At 63.4% G+C, this 12,320-nt stretch carries 17 protein-coding genes; 6 read left to right on the top strand and 11 right to left on the bottom strand.

The genetic code is table 11. The features are described 5' to 3' along the window. Positions 1-4: 4 nt before the first annotated feature. The 9 genes from OKB87_RS13105 to OKB87_RS13065 form a co-directional block, all read right to left on the bottom strand. On the bottom strand, positions 5-256 hold the full coding sequence (locus OKB87_RS13105; protein ID WP_270827774.1) for a hypothetical protein: 252 nt from the start codon (positions 254-256) through the stop codon (positions 5-7). A gap of 236 nt (positions 257-492) precedes the next feature. Continuing rightward, a complete protein-coding gene (gene atcC / locus OKB87_RS13100) occupies positions 493-1,395 on the bottom strand; it encodes a cold adaptation protein AtcC (protein ID WP_270827687.1) in 903 nt (300 codons plus the stop codon). Positions 1,396-1,406: 11 nt separating this feature from the next. Further along, a complete protein-coding gene (gene atcB, locus OKB87_RS13095) occupies positions 1,407-2,174 on the bottom strand; it encodes a cold adaptation protein AtcB (protein ID WP_005343119.1) in 768 nt (255 codons plus the stop codon). Between the two features lie 12 nt (positions 2,175-2,186). After that, positions 2,187-2,729 (bottom strand): cold adaptation protein AtcA, encoded by a 543-nt coding sequence (gene atcA / locus OKB87_RS13090; RefSeq protein ID WP_270827686.1) that lies wholly within the window; start codon positions 2,727-2,729, stop codon positions 2,187-2,189. A 23-nt stretch (positions 2,730-2,752) separates the two neighbouring features. Next, positions 2,753-3,037 (bottom strand): cold adaptation protein ActJcold adaptation protein ActJ, encoded by a 285-nt coding sequence (gene atcJ / locus OKB87_RS13085; RefSeq protein ID WP_005305278.1) that lies wholly within the window; start codon positions 3,035-3,037, stop codon positions 2,753-2,755. A gap of 279 nt (positions 3,038-3,316) precedes the next feature. After that, the gene (locus OKB87_RS13080; protein ID WP_270827685.1) at positions 3,317-3,844 is read right to left on the bottom strand and encodes a protein disulfide oxidoreductase; all 528 of its coding nucleotides are present in this window, start codon (positions 3,842-3,844) and stop codon (positions 3,317-3,319) included. A 3-nt stretch (positions 3,845-3,847) separates the two neighbouring features. Then, positions 3,848-4,597 (bottom strand): DsbA family protein, encoded by a 750-nt coding sequence (locus tag OKB87_RS13075; RefSeq protein ID WP_270827684.1) that lies wholly within the window; start codon positions 4,595-4,597, stop codon positions 3,848-3,850. Between the two features lie 10 nt (positions 4,598-4,607). Beyond that, on the bottom strand, positions 4,608-6,650 hold the full coding sequence (locus tag OKB87_RS13070) for a protein-disulfide reductase DsbD family protein (RefSeq protein ID WP_270827683.1): 2,043 nt from the start codon (positions 6,648-6,650) through the stop codon (positions 4,608-4,610). 55 nt (positions 6,651-6,705) lie between these two features. Further along, positions 6,706-7,086, bottom strand: a complete 381-nt coding sequence (locus tag OKB87_RS13065) for a hypothetical protein (RefSeq protein ID WP_060390766.1) — start codon at positions 7,084-7,086, stop codon at positions 6,706-6,708. Positions 7,087-7,262: 176 nt separating this feature from the next. On the opposite strand from OKB87_RS13065, the gene OKB87_RS13060 reads away from it, so the two are divergent. The 4 genes from OKB87_RS13060 (at position 7,263) to pspG (ending at position 9,339) form a co-directional block, all read left to right on the top strand. Next, the gene (locus tag OKB87_RS13060; protein ID WP_011707454.1) at positions 7,263-7,991 is read left to right on the top strand and encodes a 1-acylglycerol-3-phosphate O-acyltransferase; all 729 of its coding nucleotides are present in this window, start codon (positions 7,263-7,265) and stop codon (positions 7,989-7,991) included. 206 nt (positions 7,992-8,197) lie between these two features. Continuing rightward, entirely contained in the window at positions 8,198-8,860 is a 663-nt protein-coding gene (gene pspA, locus OKB87_RS13055; RefSeq protein WP_017782532.1) for a phage shock protein PspA, read from the top strand. Between the two features lie 2 nt (positions 8,861-8,862). Next, positions 8,863-9,069 carry a PspC domain-containing protein gene (locus tag OKB87_RS13050; protein ID WP_017411260.1) on the top strand — a complete coding sequence of 69 codons (207 nt, stop codon included), beginning with the start codon at positions 8,863-8,865 and terminating at the stop codon, positions 9,067-9,069. A gap of 42 nt (positions 9,070-9,111) precedes the next feature. Then, positions 9,112-9,339, top strand: coding sequence for an envelope stress response protein PspG (gene pspG / locus OKB87_RS13045; protein ID WP_270827682.1), 228 nt, complete (start codon positions 9,112-9,114; stop codon positions 9,337-9,339). A 212-nt stretch (positions 9,340-9,551) separates the two neighbouring features. On the opposite strand, the gene OKB87_RS13040 is transcribed toward pspG, so the two are convergent. Then, entirely contained in the window at positions 9,552-9,962 is a 411-nt protein-coding gene (locus OKB87_RS13040) for a GIY-YIG nuclease family protein (RefSeq protein WP_270827681.1), read from the bottom strand. 44 nt (positions 9,963-10,006) lie between these two features. On the opposite strand from OKB87_RS13040, the gene OKB87_RS13035 reads away from it, so the two are divergent. Then, complete coding sequence (locus tag OKB87_RS13035) at positions 10,007-10,741, top strand: substrate-binding periplasmic protein (RefSeq protein WP_017411259.1); 735 nt, start codon at positions 10,007-10,009, stop codon at positions 10,739-10,741. On the opposite strand, the gene rarD is transcribed toward OKB87_RS13035, so the two are convergent. Next, entirely contained in the window at positions 10,723-11,631 is a 909-nt protein-coding gene (rarD, locus tag OKB87_RS13030; RefSeq protein WP_016352063.1) for an EamA family transporter RarD, read from the bottom strand. The two genes, OKB87_RS13035 and rarD, sit on opposite strands and share 19 nt — an antisense overlap. Before the next feature lie 101 nt (positions 11,632-11,732). Here rarD and OKB87_RS13025 point away from each other — a divergent pair, with 101 nt between their 5' ends. Further along, on the top strand, positions 11,733-12,314 hold the full coding sequence (locus OKB87_RS13025; protein ID WP_043160694.1) for a uracil-DNA glycosylase family protein: 582 nt from the start codon (positions 11,733-11,735) through the stop codon (positions 12,312-12,314). Positions 12,315-12,320 lie beyond the last annotated feature (6 nt).

Raw genomic sequence — 12,320 nt, 5'->3', positions numbered from 1 at the left:
GCGCTCAGGCGGGGATGCGGCCATTGCGCACGAGGGCCCGGCGGATGTTCTTGCACATCTTGCCGAAGCGCTGGATCTCGTCGAAGGAGGGCGGAATGCCGCGATCGATCTGATATTGCCAGTAGCAGAGATCCATATCTACCAGCTCCATCAGCTTCTTGGGACAGCCGATGCAGGTGTTGTCCGGCCCGCATTTGAAGGTATCCGGTTGATAGAGGGGAAATTCCGCCTTCACGGCGTCGATGATCTGCTGCATCGCGGTAATGCGGTCCGGCTTTCTGTTCACGGCTCGTTCCCCGGCTCTGGTATGGGGGAGTCATTATATCCCTGCCAAAAATGGGGCCAATGACGCTTACGGGGTAGTTTTCTGCCAAGGGCGGCGGCCATGACAAGGGTTTCTGCTGCCAGCGGGATGCCGGATAGCACAACGCCCGGCAAGCCGGGCGTTGTGGGAGGAGAGGCAAGAGCCGTCCTGCAAGGGGGCATGGCCCCTTAGAAGTCGTGATAGAGCGGCCAGCCGAGCAATGGGTGCTTGAGACCGGCGCGCATCTCCATGTTGTCGAGCTTCTCCGGGGAGGCGTCCTCTTTTTGCAGCAGCTGGTACTGGCGCACAAAGCCGAGGGTGTGCAGCAGGTTCGGCACAAAGCCCGGGCTCAGCTCCTGGTGCAGGGCGGCGGACATGTCGGCGGGTAGCGCGCTCAGCATCAGGGCGAGCTGGGCGGCGAGGTAGTCGGTGTCGTACCAGCTCTCGTCGAGCTCAATCTCCCGCACCAGCCTGCGCTTGAGATCCTGCTTCACCTTGAGCGGGGCGGCGCCACTGCCCTTGCCACAGAGGATGCGGTAGAGCAGCGCCTCGGCCAGCTTGTCCTCCATGGTGGGGTGGTCGCTTTCGCAGGCGAAGAAGTGCTGGTCGATGAGCCCCATCAGGCGGCTCTTGTTGTGCTCGGTCAGCGCCTTCTCGTACTCCTGCCACCCCTGCCACTCCTCCACATCGGGGGGGCTCGAGATCTTGTCCAAGAGCCGCGCATCCACGTCACCATAGAGGCTGTTGCCAGCCTGCTTGGGGCTGACGGTGATGAGCATCGACCAGCCCTTCTGGAACGGCTTGATGGGGCCTTCCGGCGCCTGCAGCAGCGCCAGCGCCTTGGCCGGATCCCGCGCCGAGAGCTCCTGCAGGCCGAGGCTCACCACGCCGATGACGTCGTGGGCGGCCTGCTCCAGCAGGTGCATCTTGTATTTGTTGTAGTACTTGTCGGCGAATTTCAGGCTCATCAGCACCGCCTTGCCCTTGATGGCAGCCAGCTGTTGTTCGGTCAAACGTTCATTGTCGCGGCCAAAGCGCAGCACCTGGGTCAGAAAGGGGCCCTGGTTGGCATCGCGAATGACTAACTGCATGAATGGACTCCTTAATCCAGAAAGCTGAACATGTCGTCGACGTCGCCGTACTCGTCTTCCTCGACCTTGTTCTTCTCTTTGGCCTGCATCACCAGTTCGGCGGCAAACTTGTTGATGATGCCGTCCCAGCTGGAGTGCTCATTGCGCAGCAGTGCCTTGATGGCTTTCTCCACTTCGGGGGCCAGCTCGCGAATGAGCATCAAGAGGCTGCGCGGGTCATCCAGCGCGTAGTCGTGGACATCCTCGCTCTGCTGGCGCTCGCTGTAGCGCAGGGACTCTTCGAGATCTTCCTCTTCGGCGTGCAGTACGTCGCGATAGCCTTCGTCCTCTTCATAGCGATCGCCGCGATAGAACTCGATGAAGGGGATGGCGAGGTAGAAGAGACCGGCCGGATCCTCGGCCACGCACTCGAGGATCTCGCGCTGCTTGGCTTCGCTATCCTGGGTGCGGATCAGGTAGTTGAGGAAGTCGAAGGTGTGCTGCTGCAGCTCGTCGGCGTTGTTCTTGATCGCCTCTTCCCAGTAGAGCGGTTGCTGGCAGACGATGTCGCGGATCCGCTCCGGGGTCATCAGCTCGGAGATGATGGAGGGGAAGGAGATATCGTGCTGGCCGTTGATCTGGGTCAGGGTAACGATATCAATGTTTTCAATCACTTCTGCCAGCTGGTCGTCAGACATGGTCTTGGCGATCAGCTCGAACTTCTCGCTGGCCTGCTTCGGCTCGATGACGGCCAGCTCTTTGATCTCGATGGCGGTAATTTCTATCAGACTGTTGCTCATGCCTTGCCCCAATTAGAAACGAACTTCGTCGTACATATCCTGCTCGCCCTGGTCGTCGCCATAGCGGTCGCTGCCGCCATGGTAATCGGCGTCGGCATCTTCCCCGTCTTCCTCTTCTTCGTCGCGCAGCTCATAGTCGTCATCACCGCGGTGGCTGCCGCGCGGCAGCGGGTTGTCGAGCAGGAACAGCACGGCGCAGGCTTCCATCAGCTGATTTTCGCTCTGGGCTCGCACCGCCTTGACCAGCGGCAGGGCGGCGTTGTTGAAGCCGACGCTCACCTTGAACTCGTCCCAGGAAGGCTGCTCGCCGCTGGCGAGCCACTTGTTCCACAGCCCCTTGGCCTTGGGCGGGAACTGCACCCGGCCATAGAGGGCGAGCGGCAGGTATTCGGGCATGAACTCCAGCATGCTCATGTCGGCCAGCAGCAGGGCCTTCATCTGGTCGGTGAACTGCTCAAGCCCCTTGGGGTCATCCTGATCCCGGTAGGATTCGATGTTCTCGCTAGCATCGCTTTGCAGGGCCTTGAGCCGTGCCTGGTCCCATTTTTTTTGCATAGTCGCTCTTCTTGCCTGGTGGCTCAGGGGTAGAACTGGTCCCACATCTCCTGCATGGCAGCAGCGGGATCGGTCACGATGACGTTGTTGAAATCCTTGATGAAGGCGGCCCGCTGTTTCGGATCGGACAGCACTTCATAAGCCTGCTTTACCTGGTGCAGCTTGAGGGCTGCCTGCTCTTTCTCTTCTTCACTCGCCCCGTGCAGCTTGTCGGGGTGGTACTGGTTCGACAGCCGACGATAGGCTTTTTTGATGTCGTTTTCACTGGCGTTGGACTTGACGCCCAACACCCGGAAGTAGTTGTTCATGACGGATCCTGCCTCACTGGCATCGTGGAATTGACCCTGCGCTGGCCTGGCGGCGGGGCTCTTGGCAAACCAGGCTCGGCAAAAACCCGACATTTTAACGCAAACAGGCCGCCATCGCCATGGATAGGAAGCGAACAGATGGGCGTGCGGGTAGCGTCGTGCGGGGCCTCGTCAGGGGCGGTTTAGGGCCGTTTGTGACTATTTTGTCAGTTCCATGGCGACCCATGTGTGACAGGGGTTGAAAAAACGCCCGGACTGGCCGGGCGTCGAGGTCAGGGGTCAGCGCAGGCTGGCCCACAGCAGGCGGGCCTTGAGCCCGAGCCATGAGCTCCAGCCGGTGGTGCAGCTCACCAGCTTCCCATCCTTGATGATGAGGAAGGTGGGGGTGACCCCCACCTGCCAGCGAGCGGCCAGCGCCCCCTGCTCATCGTTGTGGGTGGGAAAGGCGAGCCCCTTCTTCGCCATCCCGGCGCGCAACTGGTCATCGCTACCGGAGCGCAGCGCCACCGTCAGCACGTTTTCACCCTGCTGCCAGAGCTGCTCCACCGTGGGGGTGGTGAAGCGGCAGACGCCACACCAGCTGGCCCAGTAGTAGACCAGCAGCGGCTTGCCGCGGCTCTGCTCGGCCAGGCTGGTGGTGGTGCCATCCTGCAGGGTGAAGGGGGCCTCCATGGCCCCCTCAGCCAGGGTCGGGCTGCGCCACAGATCGAGCAGGGTCGAGATGACCAGCGCCATCAGCAGCAGCCAGAGCACCTCCTTGCCCCAGCGGCGCCAGCGGGGTGGCTTTACGACTGCATCTTCCGCCATGGTTTAGCTCCGCTTGGCCAGCTCGGCTTTGACCAGCTGCTCCAGCTCGTCATAGGGCACGGCACCCGGCACCAGCTGGTTGCCGATCAGGGTCGCCGGAGTGCCCTGCACCCCCAGGAGCGTGCCGATGCGAAGGCTGTTGCGCAGCTCCTCGGTGGCCTTGGCATCGGGTTTGAGGGCCGTGTTGCCGGTGGCCGCCAGCGCCTTGTTGATGTCCGCCTCGGTCAGCATCCCTTGCTTGCTCATCAGCTTGTCGTGCAGGGCGAGGAAGCGGGCCGGCTCCTGCTGCCACAGGGTGAGGCTGTACTGGGCCGCCTTGGCGGAGCTCTGTCCCTTGAACGGCAGCAGCTTGATCACCAGTCCCAGATCGTCGGGATAGGCCTTGAGCAGCTTGGTCAGCTGGGGATCGAACTGCTTGCAGTAGGGGCAGTTGTAGTCGGTGAACAGCACCAGGGTCAGCTTGGGGTGCTTGGCGCCAAGGCGCGGGCTGGTGGCGCTGTTGAACAGCACGTCCTGATTGCCCTTGATGAAGTCGCCGAGCTGGGCCTCCTGGGCGGCGGCGTTCTGCTTCTCCCAGGATTCGGCCGCCTCGTCGAGGATCTTGGGGTTGGCGACCAGAGTCTCGCGAATGAGCTCCTTGATGCGTGCCTCCTGCTCCGGGGTGAAGGGCGCCGCCTGCAGCAAGGGGGCGCAGAGGGTGCCGGCGATCAGGGCGGTGCAGAGGGTGCGCAGTTTCAGGGTACGCAGGGTCATGGGATTCTCCTTAAAAATGGGGGGCATCGGCCTGGACGAGGCCGGCCTGGTGCAACACGTCGAGCAAGTCGGCCTTGTCCAGCAGGGGCGAGAGGATCTCTCCCTCTGGCAGGCCTGGCCCGTAGATCTGGTTGAAGGGGACGGCGGCCGCGCCGCGCTGGTGCAGGAAGGCGGAGATGGCATCGCTCGGCCGGCTCCAGTCGCCGCGCAGGGCCACCACGTCAGGGGCCGACAGGGCGCTCTGCACCTCGTCACGCAGCAGCACGTTGTACTTGTTGGCCTTGCAGGTGACGCACCAGTCGGCGGTGACGTCGACGAAGACCCGCTTGCGCTGGGCCAGCGCATCGACGATGGCCTGTTCGGAGAGTGGCTGCCAGGCAATGCGATCGACGCTGCCTGACCCCTGCGCCGTGAGGGCGCCCCCCAGCAACAGGGCGCCGCCGATGAGTGCCGAGAGAGAGAGGGCCAGCGTGAAACCGCGCATGCCATAGCGCCAGAGGATGCCAATCAGCAGCGCCAGCAGCATGGCGGCCATCAGCCAGCCGGTGGCCGTGCTGCCCAGATGGTTGCCAAGCAGGCTCGCCAGCCAGAGGCTGGAGCCCAGCATCATTAGCCCGAGCAGGATGCGTAGTCGCCCCATCCAGCGGCCCGGTTTGGGTAGCCAGAGGGCGAGGCGCGGCAGGGCCGCCACCAACAGCCAGGGCAGGCTCATGCCAAGGCCGAGCGCCGTGAAGATGAGCCAGAGCTGGCCGAGCGGCGCTGCCAGTGCAAAGGCCACCGCGGTGCCGAGGAAGGGGGCCGAGCAGGGGGTGGCCAACAGGGTGGCAAAGCTCCCCTGCAGGAAGTGGCCGCCGAGCCCCTTGCCGCCGCTGGTGGCGAGGCGAGTGCTGAGATTGCTGGGCAGGCGGATTTCGAACAGCCCCAGCAGGTTGGCGCAAAACAGCAGGGTCACCGCCGCCATGAAGCCGATGAAACCGGCGCTCTGGAACTGGATCCCCCAGCCGACGGCGCCCTGAGTGGCGCGCAGCAGGCTGCTCATGGCCGCCAGTACCCAGAAGGAGGCAATGATCCCGGCACTGGCGGCGAGGAACTGCTTGCGCACCTGTCGCTGTTCGCTCGCCTGCTGCTGCAGCACGGTGCCCAGTTTCAGGGCCAGCACCGGCAGCACGCAAGGCATCAGGTTGAGGATGAGGCCGCCGAGCAGCGCCGCCCCCAGCAGCCAGATGAGAGGCTGGCCTGGGGCTGGCAAGGCGAGGGGATCGGCGATGGTGGCGCGGGTCTGCCAGGCCTCATCGCCGCTGCCGAGCAACAGGCTGAGGGATTGGCCACGCAAGTCAGGAGCATCCCCCTGCCAGCCATCGCTGACCGGAACCCGGGCGATCAGGGTGTTGCCGCTTACCTCGAGCGCGGGCTTGCCGAACTCGGCTCCCTCCAGCGCATCGATGAAGAGCGCAGGCACCTGCCACCCCTCTGCCCGCTCGGCGCGCAGCTGCAACTGGTGGTGCTGGTAGCCGAGCTCGACCCGGGTGTCGGCGGGCAGCGTCTGCGGCAAGGTGCTCATGGTTTGGGCCCAGGCGAAGTCAAAACCGGCCGGCGCCTGCCCATCCACCGCCAGGGTGAAGGGGTAGTCGGTCAGGATGCAGACGTTGCTGCAGGTGGAGAGGCGCAAGGTGCCCTTGAGCGGCTGCCCGGCCGGGTAGTCCAGGCTCAGGGGAAAGCGCACCTGTTGCTGATAACCCTGGGTGCTGAGCCCGGCCACCTCGAAGGGGCGCGGCGTGGGCCAGTGCCACTGGAAGTCGCCGACCGGCTGATCCCACAGGATCTGGGGCGCTATGCCCCCTTCACCCGGGCTGCGCCAGTAGGTTTTCCAGCCGGATTCGAGGGCCACCTCGAGCAGGATGCGGGTATGGTCAGGGGCGCTGCGGTCGGCTTGCAGCCTGACCTTGGCGTGATCGTTCTGGGGGCTGGTGAGCCAGCCCGTATCGCTGGCCAATCCGCTGGATTGCCACAGCAGGCAGCCCAGCAGCAGGCTCGCCTTGAAGAGAGTTGACATAAATGTTGTCTCGCAAAAAATGAATGACAGCAGGCTGAAAAAAGCGCGGCTGAACTCATTCCCGCCAGACACAGAGGGTGAGGTGAAGTCGTCGTTCGGGAGGGGAGACGGCCCGTGGCGGCGGCAGTGGCGGCGTGTAGCGCCAGAGCGGGGCCAGCAGCGCGATGAGCAGGGCCACCGCAAAGAACAGCTGCTCGAGGCAGAGCAGGGTGGTGGCGCTCAGCCACTTGCCGTTGAGCTGGCAGCTGTTGGGCTGCGGGCTGGCGGGCGTGCCCTTGTCAGCCTTGTCGTCGGCCGTGACGAAGGAGGGCAGGGCCTGACAGCTGAGAGCGTGATCGAGCAGGGCCAGCCGGGCCAGCGGCTGGGCAGCGCAATTGAGCACCAGCAGGCAGACCAGCAGCAGGAGTCGTTTCGCCACGCGTTGTTGGTGAATCATGCTCGCCCCGTTCATCAAGATGGCCACATCCTAACGGCCAACGCCGGGTGGGGCAAGCCGCCGTCGGTTTTAAGGCTCAGGGGCGAGCGGCTGGGGTGGTCGGTTCTGTTTGGCGAACGCTTGTTCGCTAAAAGGGGGACCAGTATACTGCGCCGAGTCAAAATCCGAGGTGTTCGATGCTCAAACTTGCCCGTGTGCTGCTGCTTGGTCTGCTGCTCATCTTCTGGTTCCTGTTCGGTCTGCTGCTTTGCCTGGTGCGTCCGCGCCATCCCAACAACGTCTATGTCTTCGCCCGCATGTATCATGCTGTCTGCCCGCTGATCGGCCTTAAGGTCCGGGTGACGGTGGCCGACGAGGTCAAATCGGTGGGGCCGGCGGTCTACGTCTGCAACCACCAGAGCAACTACGACATCTTCACCGTGACCGGCGCGGTGCAGCCCGGCGTGGTGGCAGTGGGCAAGAAGAGCCTGCTGTGGCTGCCCTTCTTCGGTCTCATCTTCTGGCTCTCCGGCAACGTGCTGATCGACCGCTCCAACCGCTCCCGCGCCATCGGCACCATTGGCCAGGTGGTGGAGCGCATCAAGAATCGCGGCACCTCCATCTGGATGTTCCCGGAGGGGACCCGCTCCAAGGGGCGCGGCCTGCTGCCGTTCAAGGCAGGCGCCTTCCACACCGCAGTACAGGCCGAGGTGCCGGTGGTGCCCATCGTCTGCTCCAGCTACTTCGGCCAGATCGATCTCAACCGCTGGGACAACGGCGAGGTGCTGCTGGAAGTGATGGCCCCGGTCTGCAGCAAGGAGCACGGCGCCGCCGGCATTCGCGACCTCTCCGACAACTGCCGGGCCCGGATGGAGGCCAAGCTGGCCGAGCTGGACAGCCAGCTCGGTCATCCCCGGGCCGCCTGAGTACATTGCTGATTGCATGAGGGAGCCGCCGGCTCCCTTTTTTATTGGTGAAAATCACCACTAGATCGGTATTTTTCGCCACCAAGACGATATTGAAAATACCTGATAAAACCTCATCTATATGTAATTAAAGGAAAAATTATCTTGGCACGGCTCTTGTAATGTCATGGGAAGAGATAGCCATCCCATCAACAAGGAGCCAGACCATGAGCGTATTTAGCCGCCTGACCGACGTGATCAATGCCAACCTGCACAGCCTGCTCGACAAGAGCGAAGAGCCGGAGAAGATGCTGCGGCTGATGATCGAAGAGATGGAGCAGGTTCAGGTCGAGATGAGAACCCAGGCCGCCCGCGTCATTGCCGAACAGAAGCAGCTGGAACGTCATCAGCAGGCGTTGCAGCACCAGATCCTGGAGTGGTCGGCCAAGGCCGAACTCGCCATCCAGAAGGGGCGCGAGGATCTGGCCCGGGCCGCGCTGACCGAGAAGCTGGCCGAGGTCAAGAAATGCGAACAGCTGGAGCAGGACAAGGCGCGGGTCGCCGAGGTGCTGGCCCAGCTCACCGCCGACAGCGAGCGACTGGCCGCCAAACTGACTGAGGCACGCGAGAAGCAGAAGCTGCTGACCCTGCGTGAACAGACCGCTCACAGCCGGCTGCGGGCACGTGCCCAGGTGGACAACCAGCGGATGCACGAGCTGATGGCCCGTTTTGACGGCTTTCAGGGCCGGGTCGATCAGCTGGAAGCCCAGCTGGAGGCGGCAACCCTGGGGCAGAACCCTTCGCTGGAGGCCCAGTTCCGCGAGCTGGAGCTGAACGACGAGATTGAACGGGAGCTGGCCCGCCTCAAGGGTCAAAAGGTGGAGGCATAACCATGACGCCCTGGCCGAAGGATCTTGCCCATCGCAAGCTGACCGGGGTCTGCGCCGGCATCGCCAACGGGCTGGGGCTCTCCAGGGTGACGGTGCGGGTCGCGGCCCTGATGGCGCTGATCCTGATGCCGCCCCTGGCGCTGGCCGCCTATCTGCTGGCGGTGCTGATCATGCCGCCCCGTCGTGAATTGAAGCGCTGGCTGGATTGACCCCGGGTCACTCAGCGGCATTAACCCAGTGAGGAGCAAAACATGCTGGAATTTATCGTCTTGATGCTGGTTCTGGTCGGCATGGCGCTGGCCGGGTTCACCGTGCTGGCCATGCTGCTGGTGAGCGGCGTCTTCGTGCTGTTTGGCGCCCTGGCTGGCATGTTTGCCCTCATCATCAAGCTGGCGCCCTGGTTGCTGGTGCTGCTGGTGCTGCTGGTGGTGTGCTGGTTCATCAGCAGCCGGCGCAAACAGGCCAATACCTACCGTTGACACTCCCTGTTACCGGCTCCTTCCTTGGCCGCTGCGTGCAGCTGCCTTTTTTGTCTGGGTGGTGGAGTGCTGGTTTCAGCCGCCGGCGCAAGCAGGTTAACCAACCTGCCGTTGACACTCCCTGTTACCGGATCCTTCCTTGGCCGCTGCATACAGCGGCCTTTTTTGCGTCTGCAGGTGGTGTGCTGGTTTCAGCAGCCGGCGCAAGCAGGTTAATCAACCTGCCGTTGACACTCCCTGTTACCGGATCCTTCCTTGGCCGCAGCGTACCGCGGCCTTTTTTGTGTCTGGGCGGTGTCCAGCCAGGACTGGCTGCAGGCGAGCCAGCGCTCCGGCTGGGTGATCAGCTGCTCCTTGAAGGCCTTGCTCTGCTGCTTGAGCCGGTATTCGAGGCGCAGCGCCGCCCCTTTCTCGCCGACGGCCTGCTGCCATGCCAGGGTCAGCGGCCCCTTGCCACGCAGGGCGCGGGACCCCTTGCCGCTCTGATGCTGGCGCAGGCGGCGGAGCGGGTCCGTGCTGATCCCGGTATAGAGCAGGCCGCTGGCGGTGCGCACCATGTAGATGAACCAGTGGCTGGCGGGCGGGCTGGCAGGCGGTTCGGCGCCGGGAGCGGGTTCTCTCATTCGATCTCTCTGTGCCACACTCAAGAGCAGCTCAAGGAGGTGCGATGCGAGCGTGGTGGTGGTTGTGGTGTTTGCTGTCGATATCGGCTCATGGCGAGACGCTGCGTCTCTACGACTATCATCAGCACCCCCCCTTCATGACCGGGGAGCAGACTGGTCTGAGCCGGGATCTGGTCAAGTATCTCAATGAAAAGCTTGGCGGAGAACCCAGGCTCGAACTTTGGCTGGTGAATCGGGCCAGACTGGCACTGGAGATGTCGGATCCAGGCTTCGACGGCCTGGTGGCCTGGGTCAATCCCGCCTGGGTGGGGGATCCCCAGCGCGAGCTTTACCTCTGGAGCTTTCCCATTATGCGCGATACCAACGAGCTTATCTCCAGCGTCGCCAGGCCGGTCATCTATCGTGGGCCTGACTCACTGAAGGGGATGACCTTCGGCGGCATCGAAGGGTATCGCTATCAGGGCATCGACGAGGCGGCGGCCAGGGGCGATCTGGTGCGGGTTGATGCCAAGAAGGTCAAAACCAACTTCAGCCTGCTGGTGCGCGGTCGCATCGACGTGACCCTGGTGCCGGGCTCGGCGCTCACCTTCTTCACCCATGACCCGGCCTTCGAGGGCAAGCTGTTCGTCTCGCCCTTTGCCCAGTCCAGCTATACCCGCCACATCCTGTTGCCAAAATCCCGCAGCGCACTGCACAGCCGGCTGAATGACATCGCCGAGCAGATGGACCGGGATCCCAAGTGGCACGCCATCCTGGAGTCCTACCGCGGCAGACCCTGAGCGTCGGCATTGCGGCGCAGATGGCGCCCAAGCTTGTGCAGCGGCAGCAGGCTCACCAGCAGGCCGGCCCAGACGAAAGCAAACCCCACCGATTTCACCGGATCCGGCGTCTCGCCAAACCAGAAGATGGCGAGCAGGAAGGCGAGGCTGGGCTCTATGTATTGCAGCAGACCCACCGTGCTCATGCGGGTGCGCATCATGCCGTAGCAGAACAGCCCCACCGGCAGCAGGGTGGCGGGGGCGCTGCCCATCAGCAGCAGACGCTCGGTCCAGTCACCGGTCACGAACTGGCTGGCGCCGCTTACCGCCAGAGCGCCAATGATCAGCAGGGCGACAGGCAACTGCACCAGCGCCTCAAGGTAGAGGCTGACGCCGGCGTCATAGTGGACCTTCTTCTTGAGCAGACCGTAGAGGGCGAAGTTGGCCCCCATGATGAGGGAGAACCAGGGCAGCTGGCCGTAAGAAAAGAGCATGTAGGCCAGCCCCGCCAGCGCCAGCGCCACCGCCAGGTGTTTTTGCGGGGTGAGCTTTTCTTTGAGGAACAACACGGCAAACACGATGTTGAACAGCGGCGTCATGAAGAAGGCGAGGCTGGTGGCCAGCACCTGGCCGGTGGTGAGGCACCAGGTGAACATGCACCAGCTGATGGACATGACGGGGCCGGCCAGCAGGATGAGGCCGAGCTGGCGTGGTTCGCTGCGCAGTCGCGCCCAGGGCACCCGGTAGCCGATGAGGAGGAACAGGGCGCCCAGCAGCACCGCCGACCAGAGTACCCGGTGGGAGAGCAGCTCCCACATGTTGACCGCGGGCATGAACTGGTAATAGAGGGGCAGCATGCCCCACAGCACGAATGAGAGGGCCGCGCTGCCGGTGCCCATCCAGTTCTTCATCTCGCTCCGTTTATTAAATTAAACAAATGTGGCTGCATGATAAGTATCTGCTGAATCTTTCACAAGCAGGATCCGGCGGAAAACTCTGCTACTATCGGGCCATGAACCGACTCGACAGTTTGTTTGAACAGATCCGTGCCTGCCACCTGTGCGAGGCACACTTGCCGCTCGGGCCCAGACCGGTGATCCGTGGCAGCGAGCGCGCCCGTCTGCTGATCATCGGCCAGGCGCCCGGTACCCGGGTGCATGCCAGCGGCATCCCCTGGGACGATCCCTCCGGCGATCGCCTGCGTCAGTGGCTCGGGGTGGACAAGGCCACCTTTTACGATGAATCCCGTATCGCCATCATGCCGATGGGACTCTGTTACCCCGGCAAGGGCAAGTCGGGGGATCTGCCGCCGCGCCCTGAATGTGCACCCACCTGGCACGACAAGGTGCTGATGCTGCTACCCAACATCGAGCTGACCCTGCTGATCGGCCAGTATGCGCAAGCCTACTACCTGCGGGATGCGGCGAAAGGGTCGCTGACCGAGACGGTACACAGCTGGGCAGACTACGGCCCGGCCTGGTTGCCGCTACCGCACCCGTCACCGCGCAACACCTTCTGGCTCAAGAAGAATCCCTGGTTCGAGCAGGATGTGATCCCCCATCTGCAACAAAGGGTCGCCCCGCTGCTGGGGTGACCCTCG

The organism is Aeromonas sp. Y318-1 (assembly GCF_027706125.1).
Lineage (GTDB): Bacteria > Pseudomonadota > Gammaproteobacteria > Enterobacterales > Aeromonadaceae > Aeromonas > Aeromonas hydrophila.
Note: the sequence above shows the minus strand (reverse complement) of the source record. Positions and strands in the feature narration are given on the sequence as shown.

What these genes read in the sequence shown, in the direction of transcription:
- OKB87_RS13075 (WP_270827684.1), bottom strand. Translation starts at nt 4,597, where the DNA reads ATGACCCTGCGTACCCTGAAACTGCGCACCCTCTGCACCGCCCTGATC.
- OKB87_RS13025 (WP_043160694.1), top strand. Translation starts at nt 11,733, where the DNA reads ATGAACCGACTCGACAGTTTGTTTGAACAGATCCGTGCCTGCCACCTG.
- OKB87_RS13065 (WP_060390766.1), bottom strand. Translation starts at nt 7,086, where the DNA reads ATGATTCACCAACAACGCGTGGCGAAACGACTCCTGCTGCTGGTCTGC.
- atcB (WP_005343119.1), bottom strand. Translation starts at nt 2,174, where the DNA reads ATGAGCAACAGTCTGATAGAAATTACCGCCATCGAGATCAAAGAGCTG.
- atcC (WP_270827687.1), bottom strand. Translation starts at nt 1,395, where the DNA reads ATGCAGTTAGTCATTCGCGATGCCAACCAGGGCCCCTTTCTGACCCAG.
- OKB87_RS13050 (WP_017411260.1), top strand. Translation starts at nt 8,863, where the DNA reads ATGACGCCCTGGCCGAAGGATCTTGCCCATCGCAAGCTGACCGGGGTC.
- OKB87_RS13060 (WP_011707454.1), top strand. Translation starts at nt 7,263, where the DNA reads ATGCTCAAACTTGCCCGTGTGCTGCTGCTTGGTCTGCTGCTCATCTTC.
- pspG (WP_270827682.1), top strand. Translation starts at nt 9,112, where the DNA reads ATGCTGGAATTTATCGTCTTGATGCTGGTTCTGGTCGGCATGGCGCTG.
- OKB87_RS13080 (WP_270827685.1), bottom strand. Translation starts at nt 3,844, where the DNA reads ATGGCGGAAGATGCAGTCGTAAAGCCACCCCGCTGGCGCCGCTGGGGC.
- pspA (WP_017782532.1), top strand. Translation starts at nt 8,198, where the DNA reads ATGAGCGTATTTAGCCGCCTGACCGACGTGATCAATGCCAACCTGCAC.
- atcA (WP_270827686.1), bottom strand. Translation starts at nt 2,729, where the DNA reads ATGCAAAAAAAATGGGACCAGGCACGGCTCAAGGCCCTGCAAAGCGAT.
- atcJ (WP_005305278.1), bottom strand. Translation starts at nt 3,037, where the DNA reads ATGAACAACTACTTCCGGGTGTTGGGCGTCAAGTCCAACGCCAGTGAA.
- OKB87_RS13070 (WP_270827683.1), bottom strand. Translation starts at nt 6,650, where the DNA reads ATGTCAACTCTCTTCAAGGCGAGCCTGCTGCTGGGCTGCCTGCTGTGG.
- rarD (WP_016352063.1), bottom strand. Translation starts at nt 11,631, where the DNA reads ATGAAGAACTGGATGGGCACCGGCAGCGCGGCCCTCTCATTCGTGCTG.
- OKB87_RS13035 (WP_017411259.1), top strand. Translation starts at nt 10,007, where the DNA reads ATGCGAGCGTGGTGGTGGTTGTGGTGTTTGCTGTCGATATCGGCTCAT.
- OKB87_RS13105 (WP_270827774.1), bottom strand. Translation starts at nt 256, where the DNA reads ATGCAGCAGATCATCGACGCCGTGAAGGCGGAATTTCCCCTCTATCAA.
- OKB87_RS13040 (WP_270827681.1), bottom strand. Translation starts at nt 9,962, where the DNA reads ATGAGAGAACCCGCTCCCGGCGCCGAACCGCCTGCCAGCCCGCCCGCC.